A 23,744-nucleotide genomic window follows, 5' to 3' on the forward strand; every position below is an offset into this window, starting at 1 on the left:
TCGCCGGCACCTTCAACAACTGGGAGCCGCAGGCGATGGCCCAGAAGCCCGACGGGCGGTGGTCGCTCGCCTTGCCGTTGGCGGCCGGTACCTACGAGTACCAGTTCCTGGTCGATACCGAATGGCGACCCGACCCCAACAATCCGGGGAAGCGATCGAACCGGTACGGCGGCTTCAACTCGATCTGTGAGGTGATGTGAGTCGCGGCGATCTGATTGAAGGCTGCAACGTCTGCGTACTTGCGATCCCTGCTGGCCGCCGTATCGGTCGCTGCGACCGCCGTCGGCAGTCCGCTGTGTCCACCTGTGTAGCGGTTCAGCAACACCCGGACGGGTAGGAGCTCTTTGCTAAGATGTGGTTTTGTTGTCGATTGGTCTTGGCGAAAGGAGCGGCAATAGTGGCCAGACCCTCTCCTCCGATGTAGCACCCCCATTGTGCCGAAACGAATTACGAGTTCGAAAGAGGCCCGGCCCGGTGAGCCATCGAAAGGGCGCCGCTAATCCCCTACACTCCAACATGATCGGCACACGACAATCTGACCATTCTGGGAATCGCGGACCGGCGAACCGTTCCGTGCTTACGGCGGCGGCAAGTCGACCCACGTTGGACGATCAATCTGTCAACAACGATCCGCGCCGCTGAGCTGCCGTTCCGCCACTCGAATTCCGCTCTCCTCCGCCGGATCATCTGGGATTCGGTGACCAAGGACGAACGCCCAGAAACGAGAACCCGTGGGCCGGTTGACCCACGGGCTTCAGCATCATACTCTTGCCTCACCTCACGGCGCGCAGGGATCGCAGAATTCCGTGGTCGGATTCGCGCCGCGGAAGGCAACGTTGACGACCTTCACGACATCCTGCACGGTCGAGAAGCCATCGCAATTCACGTCCGTGCGCTCCCGCGGGCAGTTCGGATCGAAGGCTGGAGCGCTGCCGCGGAAGGCGACATTCACCGTCTGTACCACGTCCTGCACATTCGCAACAGAGTCGCACTGCGGATCACCGTGGCACGGGCAGAAGCACTGACTGTACTTGATGGTCGCGAAGTCGTAGTAGAACGTCGCGGCCACGCCGGGGCTCATGCCGGTGACGTAGACGTTGCCCCTGCGGTCCACCAAGATGTCGGTTGGCTCGTCCCGCTTGTTTCCCGGACCGTTGTATATCAGTGACCAATCGGCACCGCCGTCCGGGTCGTATTTGATCGTGCGGTAATCCTCGGTGAGCTCGACGGGGATACCTGGATGCCACACCGTGGACCAGCCGGTGACATACACGTTCCCCGAAGCGTCCACATCGAGCGCAGAAGCGAAGTCCCAGCCGTGGGCGAAGACGTCGTCGAACCGCCGTTCCCACAGCAGGGTTCCGGCCGGATCGTATTTCAGCGTCGCGTAGTCGTACTGGGATGAATTGCCATCACTGGTGCCGGCGACAAATGCGTTGCCGCCCGTGTCGACACCGACGGCTTCGGCCCAATCGTGCCAGCCACCAGGTCCATTGTACAGCCGCGTCCAAAGTGGAGTCCCACTGGGATCGTATTTTGTCGTGGCGTAATCGGTGTTGTTGAGGTTGACCTGACAATAACCCGTGACGAAGACGTTCCCGGCATCGTCAACGACGAGATCCCGGGGGGTGTCGTCAAGGTTGCCCGGCCCGTTATAGCTCTGGGACCAAAGAAGCGTGCCATCGGTGCTATACTTCACGGTTAGGTAGTCCCTCCCCACGCCCTGGCTCCAGCCGGTAACGTACACGTTGCCCAGAGCATCCACATCCAGGGCCAGGGCTTCATCATCACCACCGCCGTCGAAGGTCCGTAACCAGATGGCATTGCCGTCCGGGTCATACTTGACGGTCATGAATTCCAGACTGGTGTAACCCGGGAATCCCATGTGCCAGGCCGTGTACCGGCCTGTGACGTAGATGTTTCCTGCCTCGTCAACTTCGAGGGCGTTGGCCACATCTTCCCCGTTGGCGACGAAGTTGTTCTCCCGCCGTTCCCAAACGAAGGTGCCGGCCGCATCATACTTCAGCGTGGCCCAGTCGGCCTGGGTCCCGCTCCCCGTGCTGAGGCCCGTTACGTAGACGTTCCCCTCAAGGTCCACCCCGACGTCGTTGGCCTCGTCCAGGCCACTGACGGGTCCGTCATAGAGCACCGCCCAGAGGAGATTACCGTCAGCGTCGTACTTCAGGGTGGCGTAATCGGCAACGGTGCTTGGATCGTTCACCGTGCCGGCAACATACACGTTGCCCGCTGTGTCCACATCGATGGCGTAGGGCCAATCGTCCTGACTGGGCGGGCCATCGTACCGTGCGATCCAGTCGGTCTCCACCTGCGCGGACGCGGACGCCGCCAACCACAAGGTCGCAGCCAGTGCGCCGAGTCCCGCCACAATCCTTTTCACTGCACACCTCCAATAATTGACTGACAACGACATGACGTCGCGACACGCCGTGATTCGCAGAGTACGTCACCACACCGCCTCACGGCGCGCAGGGATCGCAGAACTCGGTGGCCTTGTCCGCCCCGCGGAAGGCGACGTTGACCATCCTCACCACGTCGTGAACCGTCGTCATGCCGCTGCAGTTGACGTCCGTCTGTTCGTAGGGGCAAAGCGGGTCGATCGGGGCCGAATCACCGCGGAAGGCGACATCCACAGTCCGCACGACGTCGTGCACCGAGGTTACGCTGTCACACTGCGGGTCCGCATGACAGACACACGGACACGGTGGCACCGTGCAGTTCATCAACACGGACACGCTGTCGCCGTAGTAATCGGCTACTGCCAAGTCGAGATCGTCATCCCCATCCAAGTCCGCGATGGAAACCGACTGGGGCCCGTCTCCGGCCGGGTAGTACGGGACGGCCTCAAATGTCCCGTCGCCGTTGTTCCTCAGCACAGACACATTGTCGCTTAACCTGTTCGCAACCACGAGGTCGGCATCTCCATCCCCGTCCAGATCGGCGGCGCGAACGTCCGTGGGGAGGTTCCAGGCCAGATGGAACACTGCCGGCGCAAAGGTCCCATCTCCGTTGTTTGTCAGCACTGCGACGTTCTGGCTGGAGTAGTTGGCCACGGCGAGGTCGGCATCATTGTCGCCATCCAGATCGGCGGCCGCGACCGATATCGGCGAATCACCAACCGCGAAGCGGATGGCCGCCGCAAAGCTCGCGTCGCCGTTGTTCTTGAGCACCGACACGCTGTCGGTGTAGAAATTGGCCGTGGCCAAATCGACATCGCTATCCCCGTCCAGATCCGCTGCGAAGACCGACCACGGGGCATCCCCGGCCACGTAGCTCGCCGCCGCCCCGAATGTCCCATCTCCATTATTCTTCAGCACCCGGACATTGACGCTGAGCGGGTCCGCCGCGGCCAGATCCAGGTCGTGATCCCCGTCCAGGTCGGCGGCCACGACGGAATAGGGTCCCCCGCCGGTCGTGTAGTTGATCGCGGCCGCAAACGTCCCGTCCCCGTTGTTCTTCAGGACCGAGACACTGGCGCTGAGACTGCTGGAATTGGCCACGGCGAGGTCGGCGTCATCATCACCATCCAAATCGGCCACGAAGACCGACATGGGGAGCTCCCCCACGGGGTAGTTGGTCGCCGCCGCGAAACTCCCGTCACCGTTGTTCATCAGCACCGAGACATAGTTGCTCGACCGGCTGACCACGGCGAGGTCGGCAACACTGTCCCCGTTAAGGTCAGCAGCAAAGACCGAATACGGAACGTCACCTACAGCCAACGAGCGTCGGGGCTCGAAGCAGATCCCCTGTGCATGGACGGCCCCTGGCGAGAACGTCCCGCCAGCAGCCGCTACAATCACCGCCACGTGCCCGAGCAGGCGCGCGGCATCGGAGCGACGCATCATCACCTCCTGCCGTGCCGTCTGTGAAGAACAGACCTCTGAACTTAAGATACGGGCCACATGCAAGATGTCAACAGCCAATTGTGATGGCCTCTAACGCCCCAGATCTGCGGGTATGGCTCTCGAGTCGTGAACTGTCGATCAGATGCCACTCACGCCTTCCACGCCAACAAGGATCGCTTGCGGCCGAACTGACCGTCCTGCGCGTTTCGAACTGGCTCGCCGGTGCGGAGTTACGGCAACGGCGAATGGCCGCTGGTTCGCGTTGCCAGTCTGCAAACGGCATCCCGTGCCGCTGGCAAGCCGTTTCAATGCTCGAAAGCCGCTCTATCGCGTCGAATCATCTGGGATTCTGTGACCGAAGAGAAAGCCCGTGAGGCGCGACCCCACGGGCTTCAGCGTTATCCTCGCTTGGTCGTTCTCACGGCGCGCAGGGGTCGCAGAATTCGGTAGCTGGATTGGCGCCGCGGAAAGCTACGTTCACAACCTTGACGACATCCTGCACGGTGGTGACGTTATCGCAGTTCACATCGGTGCGCTCCCGCGGGCAATCGGGATCAGACACCGGAACTGAACCGCGAAACGCCACGTTTACGGTCTGCACGACGTCTTGGACGTTTGGGAGCCCGTCGCATTGTGGGTCGCCATGGCATGGGCATGAGCAAAGAGTCACCGCCGCTTCATTCGACGGATCACCCTCGTTCCCTGAGAAGTCCACGGCGCGAATCTTGTAGTAGACTGTTCCGCCGGCAGGCACCGATTGGTCAAGGAAAGACGAATCGCAGGTGGCACCGACGCGCGTTGACGGGACGGGAATGAAACCGGGAACGATGTCCCGATACACCCAGTAGTAGTCGAAGTCGTCCTCGGCGACCGACCGCCAGTCGAGATCAACATCGGTGCCCGCAGCCGTGGCGACAAGGGCGATCGGCGGAGCCGGAGCGAGATTGTCCTTCGAGTGTCCCGAATCGGGTGGTGAATCAAAATGGTCTGTGGGATTATCCCCAATCGCGCTCACGAAGAACACGCTCCAGTACATACCGTCCGTAATGGTAGAGTCGGCATCGGTGGGCACCTCGGTGCTGTAGAGTGTATCGCCGCGCGCCGGGACAGTCAGGACATAATCCCAGTCGCCGGGCGGCGTGTCCTTCAGGCCATAGGGATCGTACGCTTTCTCCCCGGACTTGTATGCTCCGATCCGCCGGTAGATTGCGAAGTCCTTGACGAAGTTGTCCGCGCCCGGATGGCTCAGCCATTGGATTCGGACTCTCCTGCCCTGATCGTTGCCGACGTCGGTGACGTGCACGATTTGTTCCCGATAGCCGGACTGGAACACGTAGGCGCTGCCAGCGTCGGTGCGACCGCCGGGATTGGCCCCGTAAACGCCGATGATGAAATCGGCCCGGCCGTCACCGTTGATGTCCCCCGCGCTGGCAACGGAATAGCCGAGCCAGTGATTTGCCGCCTCGCCGTCTTTCTGGAAGAGCAGCGCGCCGTCCAGCCCGGAATAGACATACGCGGACCCGGCGTATGCGTGTCCCCCGGGGTCGGCGAAATCGGCGCCGATGATAAAATCCGCCTTCCCATCGCCGTTCACATCCCCGACCCCGGCTACCGAGTTCCCCAAGCGGTCACCGGCAGCCGCGCCATCCTTTTGGTACAGGAGCGATTCGTTCTGACCGGAGTAGAGGTAGACCGATCCCGCATCCGAACGTCCGCCAGGGTCGGCATATCCGGCGCCGATGATGAAATCGGCATAACCGTCTCCGTTCACATCCCCTGCCCCGGCGACGGACAACCCGAAGTTGTCACCGGCAGCCACCCCGTCCTTCTGGTACAGAAGCGATCCGCTCAGACCGGAGTAAACATACACCGACCCCGCACCCCAACGTCCGCCCGGGCTGGCGGCTACTGCGCCAATGATGAAATCAGCCCTTCCATCCCCGGTCACATCCGCAGAGCCGGCGACCGACGACCCAAGCGCGTCACCGGCTGCTGCTCCGTCCTTCTGATACAACAGCGTCCCGTTCACACCGGAGTAGACGTACGCGGACCCCGCCGTTGCACGCCCACCGGGATCGGCATAAGGAGCGCCGACGATGAAGTCGCCTTTCCCATCGCCATTCACATCCACCGCCCCGGCTACCGAGCGTCCCAAGTTGTCACCGGCAGCGGCGCCGTCTTTCTGGTACAGCAGCAGACCATTCGCTCCGGAGTAGACATATGCGGACCCAGCATCCGCACGTGCGCCGGGGTCGGCATAGGGAGCGCCGATGATGAAGTCGGCTCTACCATCCCCGTCCACATCCCCCGTCCCGGCTACCGACCACCCGAATTGGTCACTGGCAGCCGCACCATACTTCTGGTACAAAAGCGATCCATTCAGACCGGAGTGGACGTATGCCGAGTTGGCGCCGATCGCGCCAATGATGAAATCGGCATACCCATCCCCATTCACATCCCCCGCCCCTGCCACCGAGTACCCCAGCCCGTAGTAGGCAGCAGCTCCGTCCTTCTGATAGAGGAGCACGAACGGCCACTCTGAGCCGTGCACCGTACCCGCCGCAGTTGTCATTGCGCAAAGCCACGCCGCGACAAGCGCGCGGTGAGCCCATCGGGAAGCACTTAAACCTGTCTTCATGATGCCTCCTCCCATGCAGCCGATTGATCCAGACGAAATGTGAGAATGCACGACCAGACGATCATTATGACCGAACACTGATTCGTGACCCGCTGTGAACGGGCCGGGAAGGTACCGGACTTCTGACTGGCCCAGGAATGCCGGGACCGGAGGACTGCGAACCTCAACGGACAATTTACATCATGTGAGGAAGATCACAACGACTTTCTTGACCTGCCCCCCGAAGATCGGTCCAGTTGTTATGTTAGGGTCTGAGGTTCACCACGAGTTCACCACGAGTGGCGGAGGGAGTGGATCGAGATAGGACGGGCTCGCCCGCCTGAGGCGGGTATAATCCCGGCCTGCCGATTCCCGCCGATGGAGTATGGTCGCGCGTTCACACTCCCGGGGCGGTTTCGCGGCATCGGCCAAGAGGAGAATCCGACCCGACACGGACAGATCTGTTCAGAGACCATTGCAATTGCTCGCGGCCTGGCCCACCTTGCGCGGGAACGGCGTGCTGCTCTGAAGGAGGCCCCCCGTGAAACGGATGCTCGCAATCGTGTTGCTCTCTTCAGGAATGGCAAACGCGCAGGACAAGCCGCCTCAACCGGACCGTTGGGCTCCGTTGCGCCCACTGGTCGGCCGGTGGGAAGGAACGGGATCCAGTCAGGCCGGGACTTCGACTGTCTCCACCGAGTTTGCCCTTGTGCTTGACAGTCAGTTCATCCGTGTTTCGAATCGGTCGGTCATCGCCCCGCAGGAGAACACTCCCCAAGGTGAAGTTCACGATGACGTTGGTTACATCAGCTTTGACCGGCAGCGGGACAGGCACGTGCTACGGGAGTTCCTGAGCGAGGGGTACGTGAGTCAATACACGCTGGACAGTGTCGCGACCGAACCGATGATCCTGGTCTTCACCTCGGAGGCGCTGGAGAATGCGCCGCCGGGCATGACGGCAAGACTGCGCTATGAATTGTCGGGCGGCGACACGCTCCGATCCTGGTTTGAATTGGCGTTTCCGGGTAAGGACTTTTCCTGTTTCATCCAGCAGCAGCTCCGCCGAACGCCGTGAGGCGACGCCGACCGCGGGTGTGACGTAGTGCTCCCGGCACACCAACGCCTGACGGACCGACCCATCGCTCACACGGGCACCGATTTCCGTCGTGGTTACCTGTGCGTGCCAACAGGCGATTTGATCAGAGGTTGAGGAAGAACACGGGTGTGAGTGCGGCGAGCGCCGCTCCGACTTGAAGCGCCAGTACCTGTAGCGCCTGTCTCGGAGCCTGCGGAAGCCACTTGAGCGCGAAGAAGGCGATGATTGGCGTCTGCACAGCCATGAGCAATTGGAAGACGTGGGCCGCGGTCCCCTCATCGGCCTCGCGGACAACGCCAAACAGCGCCATGTGACCGAGAACGATGGCGAGGGCGGCGAGCGACATCGCCACCGGGAGAAAGGCACTTGGCTTCTTGATCGTTATCAGAAGAGTCTTTACAGTCTGCTGCTACCTTGAGGGGTGCAGCTGAGTTCCGGCATACCGACCCAGCCCGCGGGAATCACCTCGGATATCAGATAATTTCCACCGCGCTGCTGAGCCTGTCATCACTGACCCTTGCGTAGATCTCCGTGGTCGTGGTGTGCCGAAGACAAAGGCGGCGATGCTGGCGGAGAGGCGCGTCAGATCAGTACTGCCCAGTCAGCAGTCGCCGTCGACAACGGGCGGTCGTCCGGAGCATCGACCCCCTCCGGCGAGCGCGGACGCGGCGGTCACGGTACCGGCGCCACATCGTCGTTGTCTACCCGTTCTACGCAGTTGCAGGCAAAGACCGGAGAGGTTTGTCGAAAGTCAGGCGAGTCTCACGGCCCGCCTGAACTGCTCTTCCCCCGCCCGTACGCAGATCCTCGATCCTGTCCGAACCGGTACAAAGGATGCGCGGACCGCAGCCGCGCGATCCTGCCGCGACCGTCTCCCTATGGTGCGCACGGAGCGCAGAACGTCGTGTCCGGACCCCAGCCCCGGAACGCGACGCTCACCATCTTGACGACGTCGACGACAGTGCTGACGCTGTCGCAATTGACATCGGTGCGTTCGCGCGGGCACAGCGGATCGAACACCGGAGTGTCGCCGCGAAAGGCGACATTCACCGTCTGGACAACATCCTGCACATTGGAAATCGAATCGCACTTGGGATCGGCGTGACAGGGACAATGGCAAGCGGTCGCGTGCCAGAAGCCGATGCCCAGTCTGTACGACGCCGAGGTCGCCTGCCCCGCCGCCGATTGTCCCACCGACATTCCGATCTTCCAGTGCGCGGAAGACGCGTCGATGGCCCCGCCGCCGTTCACCGAGTACCAGTCGTTGAGGTAGTTCGGCAGCACCGGAGCACCGGCCCGTGATGTGAGGGACACCGGTCCCCCGGCCAGGAGGGCAGCCAGTAGCAGGAGGCCGAAGTACCCGCATCGGATGCGTCTTGATCGATTCATGCTCATCGCCTCCTGTCGGCTACTTCGCCTGTGCCGTCATGGCTTCGAGTCGCTTCTGAAGCTCGGCGATCAGAGCGCGCAGCTCATCGATCTCCTGGGTCTTGGCGTGGAGCGCCTGGATCGCTGCGAACGCGACACCATCGGCATCGATCGTCGTGATGTGTTTGTCATCTTCACCGACACCAAAGGCGTTGTAGAAATCCTGCGCCATGGGGCCGATGTGACGGACCTCTGTGGGCTGCGACTTGTAGTTCCACATGGCGACGGGGATCGAGGCGAGCTTCGCCAGCAACGCGGCGCCGTCGACCGGCTCAATGTTCTCCTTGGCGTTGCGGTCGGATATGGACGACCACGACCCGCCGCCGGATGCCAACTGTACGCCCGCGGTCGGATTGCCGAGACCATCAATGGCACTCACGAACCGCGCCCCGCCGCGACAGCGCACGCTGAACTCGTTACCCGTCGATGAGGGAAACTGCGGTGCGATCGCATCGGCCCAGACAAAGCAGCCATCGTGATTGGCGCGTGCATGTAGGCCGCCGGCGAAAGAGTTGGAACCGCTGGCGGCGTTGTCATACCCACCGGGAATGGTGGAGTAGTTGCCGGTGATCACGTTGCCGACGCCGCCGCCGACGGTCGCTCCCTGGCCGCTGGCCGTGTTTTGTCGGCCACCGCTGACAGTGGCAATGATGTCATCTGCGACATTCTGGCGACCGCCGCCGACAGTAGACCAGTCGCCGGAGGCCGTGTTTGAGTCGGAGGACGCATCTCCGCCGCCTCCACCCACTACGGCATATTGCCCGCGGGCGCGGTTGTAGAATCCTCCCCCAATTGTTGCCAACAGCCCGCTGGCGGCGTTGCCGGCACCACCATTGATGACGCTGCCGACGCCCGTGGCGACGTTACCCGATCCCCCGCCGACTATTGCTTCGACAGCACTCGCTTCGTTCGCCGTACCGCCACAGACAAGCGAGTTGTCCCCAGACGCCGTGTTATTCTGCCCGCCACTCACGACCGCCTTGCGGCCGGAGGCGGTGTTCCCCGTACCGCCGGAGACGGCTGTCGCTTCTCCGGAGACAGTGTTGTTGGCCCCGGCGACAAAGGCATCGGTACCCGTGTTCGTGTGACCCGGCCCGATCGAGACTTTACTGGTGATCGTCCCACCTGACGCGCCGTCCACCGTGCTGGCGCGATAGGTATAGGGGTTCGTGTTCAGCTTCGTCCGCGAGAGCGTCTCCGGCGGATTGACGCCATCGTCGACAGTAATCTCCAACCAGCGCTCGGTGGCGGAGAACACCGGATCGGTCAGTGCCGCGACCGACCCCAATTGCGCGGTCCAGAGACCGGCAGCATCGGTGTTTACGACTTGGGTCTCCCCCGGTCCGCCCGGCCAGAGTTCGGTGCCGCCAACCGGAGCATCATAGATCTTGAACGTGAATGTCTTTGGTCCCGCCGCCGGGGGGGTGCCGACCGCACTGGTCAACTTGCCCTGAACGGTCATGAGCGGGGGGACCGCGGTCGAAGCCGGATTCGCTCCGGCGATGAGCAATGCGCCAGTGAGCACCACGACGCCAAGAACAACTGCGACACGGCCGTGCACGGCAGACCTCCTCTGGATATGGTAGGTTGTGACAAGACGCGAAGACAGATTCCGCGTGTTGACTTCCGGAACCGGAATACAAGATACACACGCTGGTCAATGAATCAAAGTGAATTCCGCCACGAGAATACGGACTTGCGCTGATCACTGACTACGAGAGTCACGCGCAGGACGGTAATCGGGGTTCGGCGTCAGGAACGTGGCTGAGCCGGGCGGCCGGCCCAACTGTGTGGTCAGTCATCCCGGCGCCTTGATGCTCTACAGTCCTTTGGGAGCGTAATAGGTCTTCCTCCCCACCGCCCGCCGCAACGCCTGATTTGACACCCGCGCATAGATCTCCGTCGTCGTGATATGCCGGTGGCCGAGGGCGCGCTGGACCGGGTACAGGTCGCCGGTTTTCTCGTACAGCCGGGTGGCGAAGGTGTGGTTCACCACGAGTTCACCACGAGTGGCGGAGGGAGTGGATGGAGATAGGTCGGGCAATACCGGCCTTGCGGCACAGGGCGGCGAACCGCAGTTGGATCGGCCGCGGACACAGGCGTGTCCCCCACCGGCTGCGAAACAGGGGCGTGTCGGGGCCACAGTTGGCTTCAGGGGCGCTTTCTTTGAGGAACCGCCCCAACAGGCGCACCGGTTGGGGATTGAGGAACACCCGCTCCTCTCCCCCGCCCTTGGTGCGGATGTGCAGGGTCCCGGACTTCAGGTCGACATCTCCCCTGTTCAGAGCCACAAGCGACCCCAAACGGATGCTAGTCCCGAGGAGCAGCTCGAAGATCAGGCGGCCACGCTTGCGGTGAGCGAAGTCGAACCGGCAGGCGAGCCCGCCTCGGCGCACAGGTGTCTCAGTTCGGTCAGATAGGGCTTGTCTGAGACACCCGATCTCCGCCTCGGTCAGCGTCGCCGGCTCTTTGGCCGCTGTCCGTGCCAACCGGCTCAGCCGGGCTGAGTTCTCCCGGATCCAGCCCGATTCCAGGCGGAACCCAAAGAATGACCGCCGCCCCGACTTGGCGCGGTTGACAGTGATCGGCTTGCGGGGAGAGCCGGAGGAGGTGAGCAGGAACTGGTCGGACACCAAAAACCATGCCAGATCGTCGGGGCTGATCCGGCGGACATGGGGGTCATGCCCGCCAAAGGCGGGTAAACCCGGCCCCTCGCGCTGTGCACTCGGGGTGAACCACCGCCCCAACGACGCCGAATCCCTGCGGTACGCCGCCGGGTGTGCCCAGGTCGCCCGTCCGCCGCCTGTTGACGGGCGAACCCTGCGATCGCCGCTTCAAGCTTCATCTGCCCAACCTCCCCCGCCCGCATCACTTCATCGATTGAACGGCGAAGAAGTCAAGTCGAAGAAGCGGCCTTCTTCGCAGAATTCTGTGGGAGGTGGAGGCCGACATCCCCTTGACCACGTGACGGAAAGCGCTATCTTGCCTGTGTAGACTGGTCGTCAGTCCCGAGACCCATACACTCAATTGACGCGGGAGGAGTCCATGCGTCGGCTCAGCGCAATGCTCTTGGTGGGGGCGTGTCGCGTCAGGCATCTGCCTGCCGTCGCAAACATTCTCAGGCGGAGCCAGGAAGCCGCAGGATTCGGTACGGTGTGATGGAATGCCCGCACCCGGACCCCGGAGATTGCGACCAGTCATACCGTTCGGAATGGATCGCGGCGTGACGTGCGAAGTGTCCGATTTGTTGGCTATCATTGTCCGTACCGAATCGATTGTCTCGAAACCGTGGAGGTCAATCATGAGAAGGTGGAAACGCACCATGCTTGCGTTCGTGGTCGCGGCTCTCGCACACGCGCCGTTGTTCGGCGCGGTCCCCACGACCATGACCGTTCAGGGCAAACTCACCGACGCTGTCGGCGCACCACTCCCGGCGAACAGCTACCCGTTCACCTTCGCCATCTTTTCTGTCCAGGCCGGTGGATTCGCCGTCTGGTCGGAAGGCCAGATGGTGACAACCGATGCGGCCGGGATCTGGAGCGCCATGATGGGCGCGGTAACGCCGATTCCGGCGTCGGTCTTCGCCGACAGCGCGCGCTGGCTGGAAATCTCCGTCGATCCCGGCAAGGGTCCCATCGTGCTGCCGCGCGTGCACCTGAGCACCGGGCCCTACTCGTTCCGCGTCGCGACCATCGACGAGGCCACGGGCGGCGACATCCATGGCGATGTCCATCTGCGCAGCGACCTGACAGTCGGCGAGGCGGGGGACGACGGCAATCTCTTTGTCACCGACGCTGCAGGAAGCAATACCCTTGAGATTGCCGGGGCCACGGGCAATATCAACTCCGTCGGCGACCTGCAACTTGTGGATGCCCTCGGTGGAACGAACCTGGTCGAAGTCCAATCCATGACGTCGGGCGGCCGAATGCACACTTACGATGAACTGGGTCAATTGACTGCGGCGATTGGGAGCGCCTCGCCAAGCGGCGGCTTTGTCTATGTCAACAGAGAAGCGGGCGGCGGATACGGCGCCTATATGGATGGCGAAGACGGCAATTCCGGCCATTTCTATCTCTACAAAGCCGGCGGAATCATCAACATGGAGATCGATGCGGATGATGGTGACGGCGCCTCCCTGCTGACTCTTGATGATGGAGCGCAGTTGACAGTGGCCATTGACGCGAAGGACGGCGCCGACGGCGGCAGCCGCATCCGTCTGTACAACAGCGCCGGTGACTTCACGGGAGAATGGGACGCCGACGCCGGTGATGATGCCGGGGCGTTCTGGCTTCGCGACGGCGTGAACAACACGGTCTCCATCGACGCGAAGGACGGCGCCGACGGCGGCAGCCGCATCCGGCTGTACAACAGCGTCGGTGACTACACGGGGGAATGGGACGCCGACGCGGGAGATGATGCCGGCGCGTTCTGGCTTCGCGACGGCTTTCGCAACACGGTGTCTATCGACGCCAAGGACGGCACGGCTGGCGGCAGCCGTATCCGTTTGTACAACGGCGCTGGTCTGGTGACGATGGAGCTGGATGCCGACGAGAGTGACGCCGGGGATTTGCGGCTGGCGAACGAAGAGGGATTCAACAGCGTCGTCATCCAAGCCGCCGAAGCGGTCGGCAACGGGGCCCAGATCGCGCTGTATGATTCCGACAGCAACGCCACGATTGTCCTCGACGCCGAACCGGGCACGGGGCCGGGACGTGTGACCACGCAAGTGCTGGAGATCACCGGCGGGGCCGATCTCGCGGAGCAATTCACCATCCATCCCAGTGCGTCGGGTGCGCCGCCGGTTCCCGGGGCGGTTGTCTGCCTCGATCCTGCACATCCCGGTGATTTGGTCGTCTCTGATGCCGCGTACTGTCGCACAGTCGCCGGGATCATCAGCGGTGCCGGTGGTGTCATCCCCGGAATGCTCATGCGTCAGGACGGCAGCGCCGCCGACGGAACACATCCGGTCGCGCTCACCGGGCGTGTCTATGTCCTGGCGAACGGCCCAGTCGCCGTCGGCGATCTGCTTACAACGTCCGGCACACCCGGACATGCGATGCGGGTCGTCGATCACGAACTGGCGCGCGGCGCCATCATCGGCAAAGCCATGACAGCCCTCGATTCCGGCAGCGGACTTGTGCTGGCCCTGGTCTCGCTGCAATAGCGGCGACCCGGCAAAGGAGACACCCAGATGCGGAAACATATCAAGTTCATTTGCGGCCTATCGCTGTTCCTCGCGTGCGGCTTGATCAGAGGGCCGGTCGCGTGGGGTGAACCGATCCCACCGCCGTTCCGTGTCCAACCGTTCCTGCTCGCCAGCGGAACGTATGAGAACCACACTGGAACGATGGTCGAGGCGTTCTCACAGACCATCCGTTTCGACGGCGCGGCGTGGTTGCATTTCCGTTTCGACACCTGCGTGCTCGGTGCACGCAGTGTCCTTGAGATCCGCTCGCTGCAAGACGACGGCATTCAGAGGCGCACCGCCAAGACGCTCGCCGCGTGGTCCAATATGTCGGCGATATTCAATGGCGACGCCGTCGAGATCACATTGCATGTGGCGCCGGGCGACACGGGCATCCACTTCTCACTATCGCAAGTGCATGTCGGCAGTTTCCTGAAAGGGGATGAAACCTCCATCAAGTCGCTCTGCGGTGGCGACGACGATCGTGGCCCATCGACTGATTCGCGGGTCGGCCGACTGTTCTACGGCGGCTGCACCGCCTGGCTCACCGCGAATTCGTCCTTCATCACGGCCGGTCACTGCTGCGACTGGGATCCCGATGATGGCGGACCGCAACTGCCCGATGGCGTCCTCGATCTTTGGGGTGTGGTTGAGTTCAATATCCCCCAATCATTGGCCAACGGGACTACTGTGGCGGCCGCGCCGGAAGACCAGTATCCGATCATCACCAGCAACGTCACGTGGGAGTTCCCTGGCAGCGGCGGCGACATCGGCGACGATTGGTGCGTGTTTGAGGTCGGCGCCAACAGCAACACCGGACTGTTGCCGTATCAGGCGCAGAACTTCTTCCGACTGTCAACGGTGCAGCCCCCGGATGATGCCACGATTCGCATCACCGGCTGCGGGATCGACGAGACTCCGCCCGGCTCAACCGGCGGACGCAACTCGGACAATATGACTCTGCAGACGGCCTCCGGCGAATACAAGGGCGTCGACATCAACGACGGCAAAATCGTGCACGAGTACCGCGTCGATACCGAAGGAGGGAGTTCCGGCAGCCCGATCATCTACAACACAAACGGCCATGCTCTCGGGGTGCATACCAATTCTGGATGCGATGTTCTGACGGGCCGTAACAAGGGAACCGCCTTTGGCCGGATTGTCTTTTACAACGCGGTGAACGGTTTTCTGGGATCATCGGCCCGTTATGTTGACAACGCCCACATCAGCACCGGGGAAACGGGGGCCATCTTTGATCCCTACCTCTCGGTGCAGAACGGCGCGACCGGCATCGCCACCAGCGGCCATCTGTGTATCGCCAAGGGAACATATGATGAGACCCTGGTGATCACCAAGGCGATGACACTCAGAGCTCCGGTCGGGAATGTCTATATCGGTTCGCCGACGCCGCTGATGCAGCAAGAGCCGACGCCGAGCGCTCCCGATGTGGGCGACGAACAACTGCGGGAGGAGGAGTAACCCGATCTCGCCGGGCGGTGCACGGCGACGGACGATCGCGCCCGTGACAAGAGTGCCTGCCCGGCCCGACGGAGCAGCTGAAGCGGAGGACACAATGAATACGCGACGCAACCGAAGACGCATTATCAGACCCGATTGGGGATCGGGTGCGCTTACCCGGATCGGTGTGGCCGTGTTCTTGATCGCGCTGCCGGCCCTGGCGGGTGAAGGCCCTCGGCGTCAGAATATCGCGAGCGACATAGTGCCGAGGTTACAGCCGACGCCGGCCGCCCAACCGGCCGACAGCGGAGGCATGACTCCGGCGGAGATCCCGCGGCGTGCTGACCCTGTCATCCCGATCGCGACGGCACAGGCACTCCCCGTCAATCTCGATTGGTACGTGATCGACTATGGTGGTGGCACATCGGTGGGTACCGGCAACGTGTGGACAGGACTGTCGGTTGGTCAGAATGCCGTCGGGGAAGTCGCCGCCGGCAATCTGAGGATGGAACTGGGGTTTTGGTACGGCGCAGCGAGTGCCGCGGCGCCGTGTGCCTGCGATTGCCATGGGGATCCCCTTTGCGACGGTGTGACCACTGTCCACGACGTCGTCTTTGCAGCCGGGGTTGCTTTCCGTGGAGAAGCGGAAATCCCCGATTCCAACGTGCTCTGTCCCCGGATGACGACCGACGTCGATTGCGACGGGGTTACGAAAATTCACGACGTGGTTCATCTGGTTAACGTCGCCTTTCGCAGCGCCGACCCGGCGACGGAGTTCTGTGAGCCGTGCGGGATGTGAGGTTGAACGCACAAGAAAATCGTCCGAACTTGCCACCGGAGAGCCCGGGTCATCGGCATGTTCTCTGACCCGGTTTCCACACCCACTGTCCGGAGATCTCCCGCTGGATTCCCATGAAGCAGCATTACGCGCCGTCCGGGCTGGCTGCAGCCGGGTCATGCCGAAGGATTTCGATGGCGCGATCGAAATGGTGATCGCCGGTCTCGAGAAAAGAGCCGACTGATCACTCCGAGGAAACGGGAGATCGTGGCCTACCATGAGACCGGGCATGCTATCGTCGCGGCAGCCACGAAGGGCGCCGATCCAGTACACGAGATTCCGATCATCCGCCGCGGTATTGGAGCCTTGGGGTAGACCATTCAACTCCCAACCGAAGATCGGTTTCTGCTGACAGCCGAAGAACTGCTGGACAAGATCGACGTTCTGCTGGGATGACCTGCCTCCCGAAGGCTGCTCCAGTGGTTGTGTTCGGTTCCGCGAGACCAGAGAGAAGGGGTTGGGGTGGAGCCGGAAGCGGTTTACGGCGGAGCAGATCACTGCTGAACGTCGTGAAGGGAAGCCGAGACTCGCCAGCGCCCATAGCGACGATCAACCCTCGATTCCGCCCAACGACTTACGAGTTCGCAAAAGGTCCGGCCCGGGGAGCTTTCAAAAGTGTGGCCATAAGTCCTTATCCCCCAACAAGAATCGCCTGCGTCAATCTGGCCGTTCTGCACGTTGCGAACCGACGGACCGTGGCGGAGTTACGGCGATGGCACGCTGCCACCGCTTCGGCGGGTCAATCCGCGAACGGCAACAAAGGCCGCTGACTGGCCCATTCAGCACCCGAAATCCGCTCTCCCCTGCCGAATGATCTGGGATTTGGTGATCGAAGAGCAGGCGTTCAAACAGAATCCCGTGGGCGGTGAAGACATGGGCGTTGGTGATCTCTGTGCGATGTTGATCTGCTGTGTGCAGCGGACCGAGGACTCGAAGACGTGACCGGCCTTCCGGCAGGCTCCACTGGACACGTCCATCGACACCCCTTCACTATTGCCCCGCATGTGCTCCAGCGTCTGCTGGGACCCCTTGCGGGAACCCAGATAGGGCTCGAAAGTGAGCTGGTTTCGCACGTACCCGTAGATCTGGACCGGCGAGGAATCCAGCTCCGCCGCCAATGCGGCGATCTGATCGGAAAACTGAACATCGATCGTTTCGTCCAGATCACCCGGACCCGGGCCGATCCTCTTGGCGTCGGCGGAGGGGTACAGCACCGGAGGTCGCCCCTGCAAGTCACCTTGAATCTGCGGAAGCGCTCTCGTTTGAAGGAGCATCGGCCGGGGTAAAGGGTTCTGTCCCTCTACTTCCCACGGCGCCATGCTGTCTGCAAAGCACTGGCGCAATCGGCCGATCGTCCGCAGTGTTCCGGCTTGGTCTCCGCCGGTTCGGGCCCGTTCCAACTCCGATAGCAGATCGAGGAGGTGCCCCGACGCCTTGCGACACTGTTCAACCATCTGCGCGTGGCGCGCGAGCTTTTCCCCTGGGTACCCTGCAGCGGCGAGACCGTCGGCCAGGCTCTGATACTCGGCCAGCAGAATCTGTCCATCCCGCTCCAGTTCGGTCTTCAGATCCAGAAGCCGGCCCACATCTGCAGGGGAGTATTCTCCCACTCCGTCCCCGGCGGTGAGCCGTAACACCTGATCGCGGCACTCGCTGACCGTGCGCAAATACGTGTCGCGTTCCGGGAAGGGACGTGACCTGGTAGCTGCGAAGATCTGGTGTCGCAGAGCTTCGATCCCGGCAGGTTTGGAGACGGCTATCTTCCCCTGAGGTGCATGAGAAGATGTGATGACGTCCTGGAGATCGATGATCTTCTGACCGTCTTTGTACAGGGCCACGCCTTGCGCGAACAGATCCGTCGCGCACAGGGTCAAACCGAACAGCAGGAGCGCCGCAGTCATCTTACGACAGCGTCGAATGCTGGGCGTGCTGTCGCAGAGGCCACCGCGGCGGCCGCAAGGACGATGTCGCCAGGTTGCACCCAAGGTCATCTTCCAGATTCCTCAATCGGTCTCCATGAGACAACAGAGAGAACCACCCACCCTTCGGGCTGCTTGTGTACCATTTCTGCCCTGACGGTCGCCCCACGGCGCCTGAACACCCGTGGCGACTCCCACCGCGAATAAGCCCCAAACGATCTGTAGATGGACCGGTGACCCGATCCGAGGACTGCGAACCTCATGTCAATTGTAACAAGGGCAGGGCAAATGCGCAAGTACTCAGTGCGGAAGCCAAGAAACCAGGTCGGCGACCGGTGTACACCTGGCTTGTGTCAGTCAGCACAACGTCATGTTGATAGCACGCATCGAGCTATGAATGACCACAACCCCTGGCGTGGAATCTGAATTCATCACAAACAGTGGGCGACCGGTCACGTATAAATTTTAGTGGTGTACCTGCCCACGATAACTGTTTCCGCAATGTCCTCGGCCTGGTCATGGCGTTGGGAGGGCTTCTTGTAGGATCGGTGGGCAGACACTGGCATGGCCTCAGGCGCCCGTCGATCCGACGGGCGCTTTCTTATTGAGCCGGTGATTTGGCCGATAGGGGTTACAGATCGGCTGTGCGAATGGGCGCGAGCAGGGAGCATCATTGCTGCGACGGCGTTGCGGCAGAATGGCACGCGAGACCGACCATGGACTTCCGTGACGTCCAACGGCAATTGCGCGATTCACCGATCGCCTTTGTTACGGCGGACGTGCCGGCCGATGTGCTCACGCCGGCGGCGATTCTGATGCGTCTGAATTCCGACGGCCGCGGTCCCGCCTTCCTGCTGGAGAGCGTTGACCGCGGTCAGTCGGTGGGACGGTACTCATTTGTCGGCAGCGCCCCGACCGAGGAAATCGTGCTTTTCCAAGATGGCGGCTGGCACCGCATCGGCTCCCGCCGACACCGCATCACGTCCGGCGATTTGCCCGCGTTGTTGCGGTCGCGTCTACCTGCGAGATCCATCCCCAAGGGAGTGGCGCCCGCCATCGGCCTGACCGGCGGATGGGTTGGATATTTCGCCTATGACGTCATCCGGTTGTGGGAACGGCTTCCCAGTCGCGCTCCCGATGTCCTACAACAGCCATGGATCCACCTGGGGCTCTATGATCGAATCGTCGCCGTCGATCACGTTTGCCAGACCGCACGCGCCATCGCGGCTGTCCGGCCTGCGGACTCAAGTCGTCCGGGCGCTGTCCGCGCCTACGAACAATCCCGGCGAGGGTTGGATAGACTCGTACGGTGTCTTGGGTGCCCGCTGACTGTCTCACCACTTCCTCCTCAGGCAGAGAGCGTGGCCCGCTCGAACATGTCGCGACAAGAATTCTCCGCGGCCGTCGCCGCGATGAAGAGCCATATTCGCCGGGGCGACATCTTCCAGGGCGTGCTTTCCCAACGCTGGCGGGTTCCATCGCCAAGGGATGCATTCGCCGTCTATCGCCGGCTGCGTCAAAGCAATCCCTCGCCGTACATGTTCTTCCTCCGTTGCGACGATCTCGCCATTGCCGGTTCCTCGCCGGAGACCCTGATTCAGAAGAACGGTAACGTCGTGACCACCCGCCCGATTGCCGGAACTCGTCCGCGCGGAGCGAACCTGGCCGAGGATTTGCGACGCGAGGAGCAGTTGCGAAAGTCGCCCAAGGAAAACGCTGAGCATCTGATGCTGGTAGATCTCGGCCGCAACGACCTGGGACGCGTCTGCCGTTTCGGGACGGTGAGGACCGAGCCCTTCCGCGACATCGAGCGATTCTCTCATGTTCTGCACATGGTGTCCACGGTGCGCGGCCGCATCCGTCCGCGGATCGATGCATTCGATGCGCTGGCGGCGGCTTTTCCGGCCGGGACGCTGACGGGTGCGCCCAAAATCCGCGCGATGGAGATCATCGACGCCCTGGAACCGTCGCGCCGCGGTGTGTACGGCGGCTGCGTGGGGTACTTCGACTGGGGAGGGAACATGGACATGGCGATTGCCATTCGCACGGTGGTCATGGACAAGAACGCCGCCTACGTGCAGGCCGGGGCCGGCATCGTCGCCGACTCCGATGCCGACCGTGAGTTCGCCGAGACATGCAGCAAGGCGGCGGCGCCACTGGCCGCCGCGGGCGGTGTTTGGAATACGAAGGAGCGGCGATGATCCTCCTGGTGGACAACTACGATTCCTTCACCTACAACCTTTACCAGGCGTTCGGCGGCCTGGGGGCACGCATTGATGTGCGTCGCAATGACGCGATCGACATTCCCGGCATTCTCAGACGCCACGACATGATCGTACTCTCGCCCGGCCCCGGTCGTCCGACCGAAGCGGGGGCAACCCCCCAGATCATCCGTGAACTGTCGGGAGCATTGCCGATCCTCGGTGTTTGTCTGGGGCACCAAGCGATCGGCGAGGTCTTCGGCGGGCGCATCGTGCCAGCCCGTCGCTTGATGCACGGCAAGGCATCGCTCATTCGCCATAACCGTCGTGGCGTATTCACAGGTCTGAGCAATCCCATGGTTGCGACTCGGTATCATTCGCTGGTCGTCGAGCGCTCATCCTGTCCCGCATGCCTTGTGATCACGGCCGAGACGGAAGACGGGACGATCATGGCGCTGCGTCACCGCGAGCACCCGACTGTCGGTGTGCAGTTTCACCCCGAATCGATCATGACCCCTGACGGAGAGCGGCTGCTGCGGAATTTTCTGGAAGGACGCTTGTGATCACATGCGTCGCCGTGCTGTTGCCACTAAGAACACCCGGAGCATGAGTCGATGCTGAGACCGTTTATCAAAGTCGCGATGGCCGGAAGCGACCTCTGCGAATCCGATGCCGAGACCGCGATGGGATTGGTTATGTCCGGTGAGGCCTCACCGGCTCAGATCGCCGCCTGGTTGGTGGCGTTGCGCCTGAAGGGAGAGACGACAGAGGAGATCGTCGGTTTCGTGCATGCAATGCGTTCCTCGATGGTCGTGTTGAATGATGTACCCGTCGGAGCGATCGACACGTGCGGCACGGGCGGGGATGGACTGGGCACGTTCAATGTGTCCACCGTGGCCGGATTGATCGCGGCCGCTTGTGGCGTCCCCGTGGCCAAGCACGGGAATCGCGCCGTTTCATCGCGCTCCGGCTCTGCCGACGTGCTCGCCGCATTGGGATTCGAAATCGATCCCGGTCCGGCCGTCGTACAAAACGCGCTCGGCACGTGCCGATTCGCCTTTCTGTTTGCGCCCCGATTCCATCCGGCGATGCGCCATGCGCTGGCGCCGCGTCGAGAGATCGGCGTGCGCACTGTCTTCAATCTCCTGGGTCCCCTGTGCAATCCCGCCGGTGTCCGGCGTCAGGTCGTCGGGGTCTATGATCCGAAGCGTCTGCGCCAGATGGCGGAAGTCCTTGCGCATCTGGGCGCCGAACGCGCTCTTGTGGTCTGCGGCCCCCACGATGCGGATGAACTCCTGCCGTGTGGCGACAATCGCGTCGCCGAATGGGACGGCCAGTCGGTGCGGGAATACACCATCCACCCGAGTGACTGGGGCATGGGAACGCGTTCCCTCGACGATCTAACCGGCGGCGATGCCACAGAAAACGCGGGCATCATCCGGGCGATTGCCGGGGGCGTGCCGGGACCGCACACTGACGCAGCCATCATGAACGCCGGCGCCGCACTCTATATAGCCGGGACAGCGCCTTCCATTGCCGAAGGGATAAGGCAGTCACGCTCCGCCGTGAGCGAGGGGCGGTTGGCGACGTTGCTGACATCAGCGGTCGCTGCCTCGCGCGAGGATGGTACGGGCAGGGAGGCGACGCCGTGAGCGAACGGTTGTCATCCGAATCAAAGCCACCGTTGGTTGGTCCGGCAACCGGGGTGCTGAATGCAATCGTCGATGCGGCGCGGCGTCGGGCGGAGTCATTGCATTCGACGTCATCGGTCGAGGAACTGCTGCGGCAGGGACAGCGATTTCCCCGTCGTTCATTGATCGCGGCGATCCGGAATCAGTGTCCGGCCATCATCGCCGAAATCAAGAAGGCGTCCCCGTCGAAGGGTCTGTTGCTGAAACAGGCATTAGATCCTCTCGGTCTGGCGGCGGTGTACGCCTGCGGTGGCGCTACGGCTCTTTCCGTTGTGACGGAACCGGAGTTCTTCCTCGGCGAGAACGGTTGGGTCACGGCGATCCGCCAAAACACCGATTTGCCCATTCTGCGGAAAGACTTCATGGTCGAGCCCATTCAAGTGGCCGAATCGGCGGCGCTGGGAGCCGATGCCATCCTCCTGATTGCTCGAATTCTGACGGCAATGCAACTGCGCGAGTTGCGCGATGCGGCTGGCGCGGCGCAATTGGAAGTGCTGTTCGAGGTCCACGGAACCGACGACATGGAGAAGGTCGCCGCCTGCGACCCGCACCTTGTGGGCATCAACGCCCGCGACCTTGACGATTTCTCGGTCGACATCGCGCGCCTGGCCCGGCTTTGCGACCGGTGCCCGTCCGGCGCCGTCGCCATCGCCGAGAGCGGAATCAGCAACGCAGATCAGATTCAGTCACTGATGCAGGTGGGGTTCCGCGGCTTTCTGATCGGCGAATCCCTGATCACATCGCCCGATCCTGCGGCGCGCCTGCGCGAGTTGTGCAGTGTGGGAAGACAAGGGTAGACATGGCTCACACGCGCATCAAGATCTGCGGGATTACCAGGATGCAGGATGCGATCGCGGTCCGGGATTCGGGATGCGATCTGATGGGATTGGTGTTCTGGCCGGGCAGCCCGCGCTATGTCACAGAACGTCACGCGAGCGAATTGGTTGCCGCCGTCTCGCCGGACCTCGAAACCGTTGGCGTATTCGTTGATGCCGGTCCCGATGAAATCGCTGCCGTGGCCCGCTCGACAGGCATCACGGCCGCGCAACTGCACGGGGTTATCCGTCCCGGGCCATGGGCGGAACTCGGGAAAGAGATCCGCCTGATCCGGGCTATCCCCGTCGACTCGCGACCGGCGGACCCGTCGCTTCAGATCGATGCGATCGACGACTACCTGTTTGACCACGGGGGGTCCGGACTACATGGCGGGACCGGGCGGACATTCGACTGGTCGTTGATCGAGGGCGCGCGCTCCTGGGGGCGGGTCTGGTTGGCGGGTGGAATCCATCCGGGCAATGTGCCTGATGCCATTGCCCAGGTTCGACCCTATGCGATCGATGTTTCCAGCGGCGTGGAGACCGCACCGGGAATCAAGTCCCCGGAACGGATCGCGGCACTTGTGCACGCCGTTCGACAGGCCGATGCGCGGCGAACCGGACAATAGGAGT

The 23,744-nt window shown here is 62.4% G+C and carries 19 protein-coding genes and 1 pseudogene; 11 read left to right on the top strand and 9 right to left on the bottom strand.

The genetic code is table 11. The features are described from left to right. A partial coding sequence (locus AB1792_07590; protein ID MEW5702073.1) for a glycogen-binding domain-containing protein occupies window positions 1-200 on the top strand: 200 nt, incomplete at its 5' end. Window positions 201-778: 578 nt separating this feature from the next. Here AB1792_07590 and AB1792_07595 read toward each other — a convergent pair. The 3 genes from AB1792_07595 to AB1792_07605 form a co-directional block, all read right to left on the bottom strand. Continuing rightward, complete coding sequence (locus AB1792_07595; GenBank protein ID MEW5702074.1) at window positions 779-2,398, bottom strand: SBBP repeat-containing protein; 1,620 nt, start codon at window positions 2,396-2,398, stop codon at window positions 779-781. 79 nt (window positions 2,399-2,477) lie between these two features. Beyond that, complete coding sequence (locus AB1792_07600; protein MEW5702075.1) at window positions 2,478-3,863, bottom strand: VCBS repeat-containing protein; 1,386 nt, start codon at window positions 3,861-3,863, stop codon at window positions 2,478-2,480. Window positions 3,864-4,281: 418 nt separating this feature from the next. After that, window positions 4,282-6,501 (bottom strand): integrin alpha, encoded by a 2,220-nt coding sequence (locus tag AB1792_07605; protein MEW5702076.1) that lies wholly within the window; start codon window positions 6,499-6,501, stop codon window positions 4,282-4,284. Window positions 6,502-7,021: 520 nt separating this feature from the next. On the opposite strand from AB1792_07605, the gene AB1792_07610 reads away from it, so the two are divergent. Then, complete coding sequence (locus tag AB1792_07610) at window positions 7,022-7,555, top strand: hypothetical protein (protein ID MEW5702077.1); 534 nt, start codon at window positions 7,022-7,024, stop codon at window positions 7,553-7,555. Window positions 7,556-7,679: 124 nt separating this feature from the next. Here AB1792_07610 and AB1792_07615 read toward each other — a convergent pair whose 3' ends face one another. The 5 genes from AB1792_07615 to AB1792_07635 form a co-directional block, all read right to left on the bottom strand. Then, complete coding sequence (locus AB1792_07615; GenBank protein MEW5702078.1) at window positions 7,680-7,922, bottom strand: hypothetical protein; 243 nt, start codon at window positions 7,920-7,922, stop codon at window positions 7,680-7,682. A 530-nt stretch (window positions 7,923-8,452) separates the two neighbouring features. Continuing rightward, window positions 8,453-8,965 (bottom strand): hypothetical protein, encoded by a 513-nt coding sequence (locus tag AB1792_07620; protein ID MEW5702079.1) that lies wholly within the window; start codon window positions 8,963-8,965, stop codon window positions 8,453-8,455. A gap of 19 nt (window positions 8,966-8,984) precedes the next feature. Next, window positions 8,985-10,565 carry a tail fiber domain-containing protein gene (locus tag AB1792_07625; protein MEW5702080.1) on the bottom strand — a complete coding sequence of 527 codons (1,581 nt, stop codon included), beginning with the start codon at window positions 10,563-10,565 and terminating at the stop codon, window positions 8,985-8,987. Window positions 10,566-10,823: 258 nt separating this feature from the next. Further along, window positions 10,824-10,997, bottom strand: a complete 174-nt coding sequence (locus AB1792_07630) for a tyrosine-type recombinase/integrase (protein ID MEW5702081.1) — start codon at window positions 10,995-10,997, stop codon at window positions 10,824-10,826. 7 nt (window positions 10,998-11,004) lie between these two features. Then, on the bottom strand, window positions 11,005-11,751 hold the full coding sequence (locus AB1792_07635; GenBank protein MEW5702082.1) for a tyrosine-type recombinase/integrase: 747 nt from the start codon (window positions 11,749-11,751) through the stop codon (window positions 11,005-11,007). 554 nt (window positions 11,752-12,305) lie between these two features. Between AB1792_07635 and AB1792_07640 the strand changes: the two genes are divergently transcribed. The 4 genes and pseudogenes from AB1792_07640 to AB1792_07655 all read left to right on the top strand — a co-directional run bounded on the left by AB1792_07640 (window position 12,306) and on the right by AB1792_07655 (window position 16,878). Further along, window positions 12,306-14,168 carry a hypothetical protein gene (locus AB1792_07640; protein MEW5702083.1) on the top strand — a complete coding sequence of 621 codons (1,863 nt, stop codon included), beginning with the start codon at window positions 12,306-12,308 and terminating at the stop codon, window positions 14,166-14,168. Window positions 14,169-14,195: 27 nt separating this feature from the next. Beyond that, a complete protein-coding gene (locus AB1792_07645) occupies window positions 14,196-15,668 on the top strand; it encodes a hypothetical protein (GenBank protein MEW5702084.1) in 1,473 nt (490 codons plus the stop codon). Window positions 15,669-15,762: 94 nt separating this feature from the next. Then, window positions 15,763-16,446 carry a hypothetical protein gene (locus tag AB1792_07650; GenBank protein ID MEW5702085.1) on the top strand — a complete coding sequence of 228 codons (684 nt, stop codon included), beginning with the start codon at window positions 15,763-15,765 and terminating at the stop codon, window positions 16,444-16,446. Window positions 16,447-16,609: 163 nt separating this feature from the next. Beyond that, window positions 16,610-16,878: pseudogene (locus AB1792_07655) on the top strand (cell division protein FtsH). A 386-nt stretch (window positions 16,879-17,264) separates the two neighbouring features. Here AB1792_07655 and AB1792_07660 read toward each other — a convergent pair. Further along, entirely contained in the window at window positions 17,265-18,386 is a 1,122-nt protein-coding gene (locus AB1792_07660) for a hypothetical protein (protein ID MEW5702086.1), read from the bottom strand. Window positions 18,387-19,120: 734 nt separating this feature from the next. Here AB1792_07660 and AB1792_07665 point away from each other — a divergent pair. Genes AB1792_07665 through AB1792_07685 form a run of 5 tightly spaced genes read left to right on the top strand, consistent with a single transcriptional unit; the run spans window position 19,121 to window position 23,740 of the window. After that, window positions 19,121-20,605: a chorismate-binding protein gene (locus AB1792_07665; protein ID MEW5702087.1), complete on the top strand. Its 1,485-nt coding sequence runs from the start codon at window positions 19,121-19,123 to the stop codon at window positions 20,603-20,605. After that, complete coding sequence (locus tag AB1792_07670) at window positions 20,602-21,168, top strand: aminodeoxychorismate/anthranilate synthase component II (GenBank protein ID MEW5702088.1); 567 nt, start codon at window positions 20,602-20,604, stop codon at window positions 21,166-21,168. Before AB1792_07665 ends, AB1792_07670 begins: the two co-directional genes overlap by 4 nt. Before the next feature lie 51 nt (window positions 21,169-21,219). Next, window positions 21,220-22,257: an anthranilate phosphoribosyltransferase gene (gene trpD / locus AB1792_07675; GenBank protein ID MEW5702089.1), complete on the top strand. Its 1,038-nt coding sequence runs from the start codon at window positions 21,220-21,222 to the stop codon at window positions 22,255-22,257. After that, window positions 22,254-23,093: an indole-3-glycerol phosphate synthase TrpC gene (locus AB1792_07680; protein ID MEW5702090.1), complete on the top strand. Its 840-nt coding sequence runs from the start codon at window positions 22,254-22,256 to the stop codon at window positions 23,091-23,093. The genes trpD and AB1792_07680 overlap by 4 nt, the downstream gene beginning before the upstream one ends. Window positions 23,094-23,095: 2 nt before the next feature. Next, window positions 23,096-23,740 (top strand): phosphoribosylanthranilate isomerase, encoded by a 645-nt coding sequence (locus AB1792_07685; GenBank protein MEW5702091.1) that lies wholly within the window; start codon window positions 23,096-23,098, stop codon window positions 23,738-23,740. The last annotated feature ends 4 nt before the right edge of the window (window positions 23,741-23,744 follow it).

The organism is Candidatus Zixiibacteriota bacterium, assembly GCA_040752595.1.
Classification (GTDB): Bacteria; Zixibacteria; MSB-5A5; order WJJR01; family WJJR01; genus JACQFV01.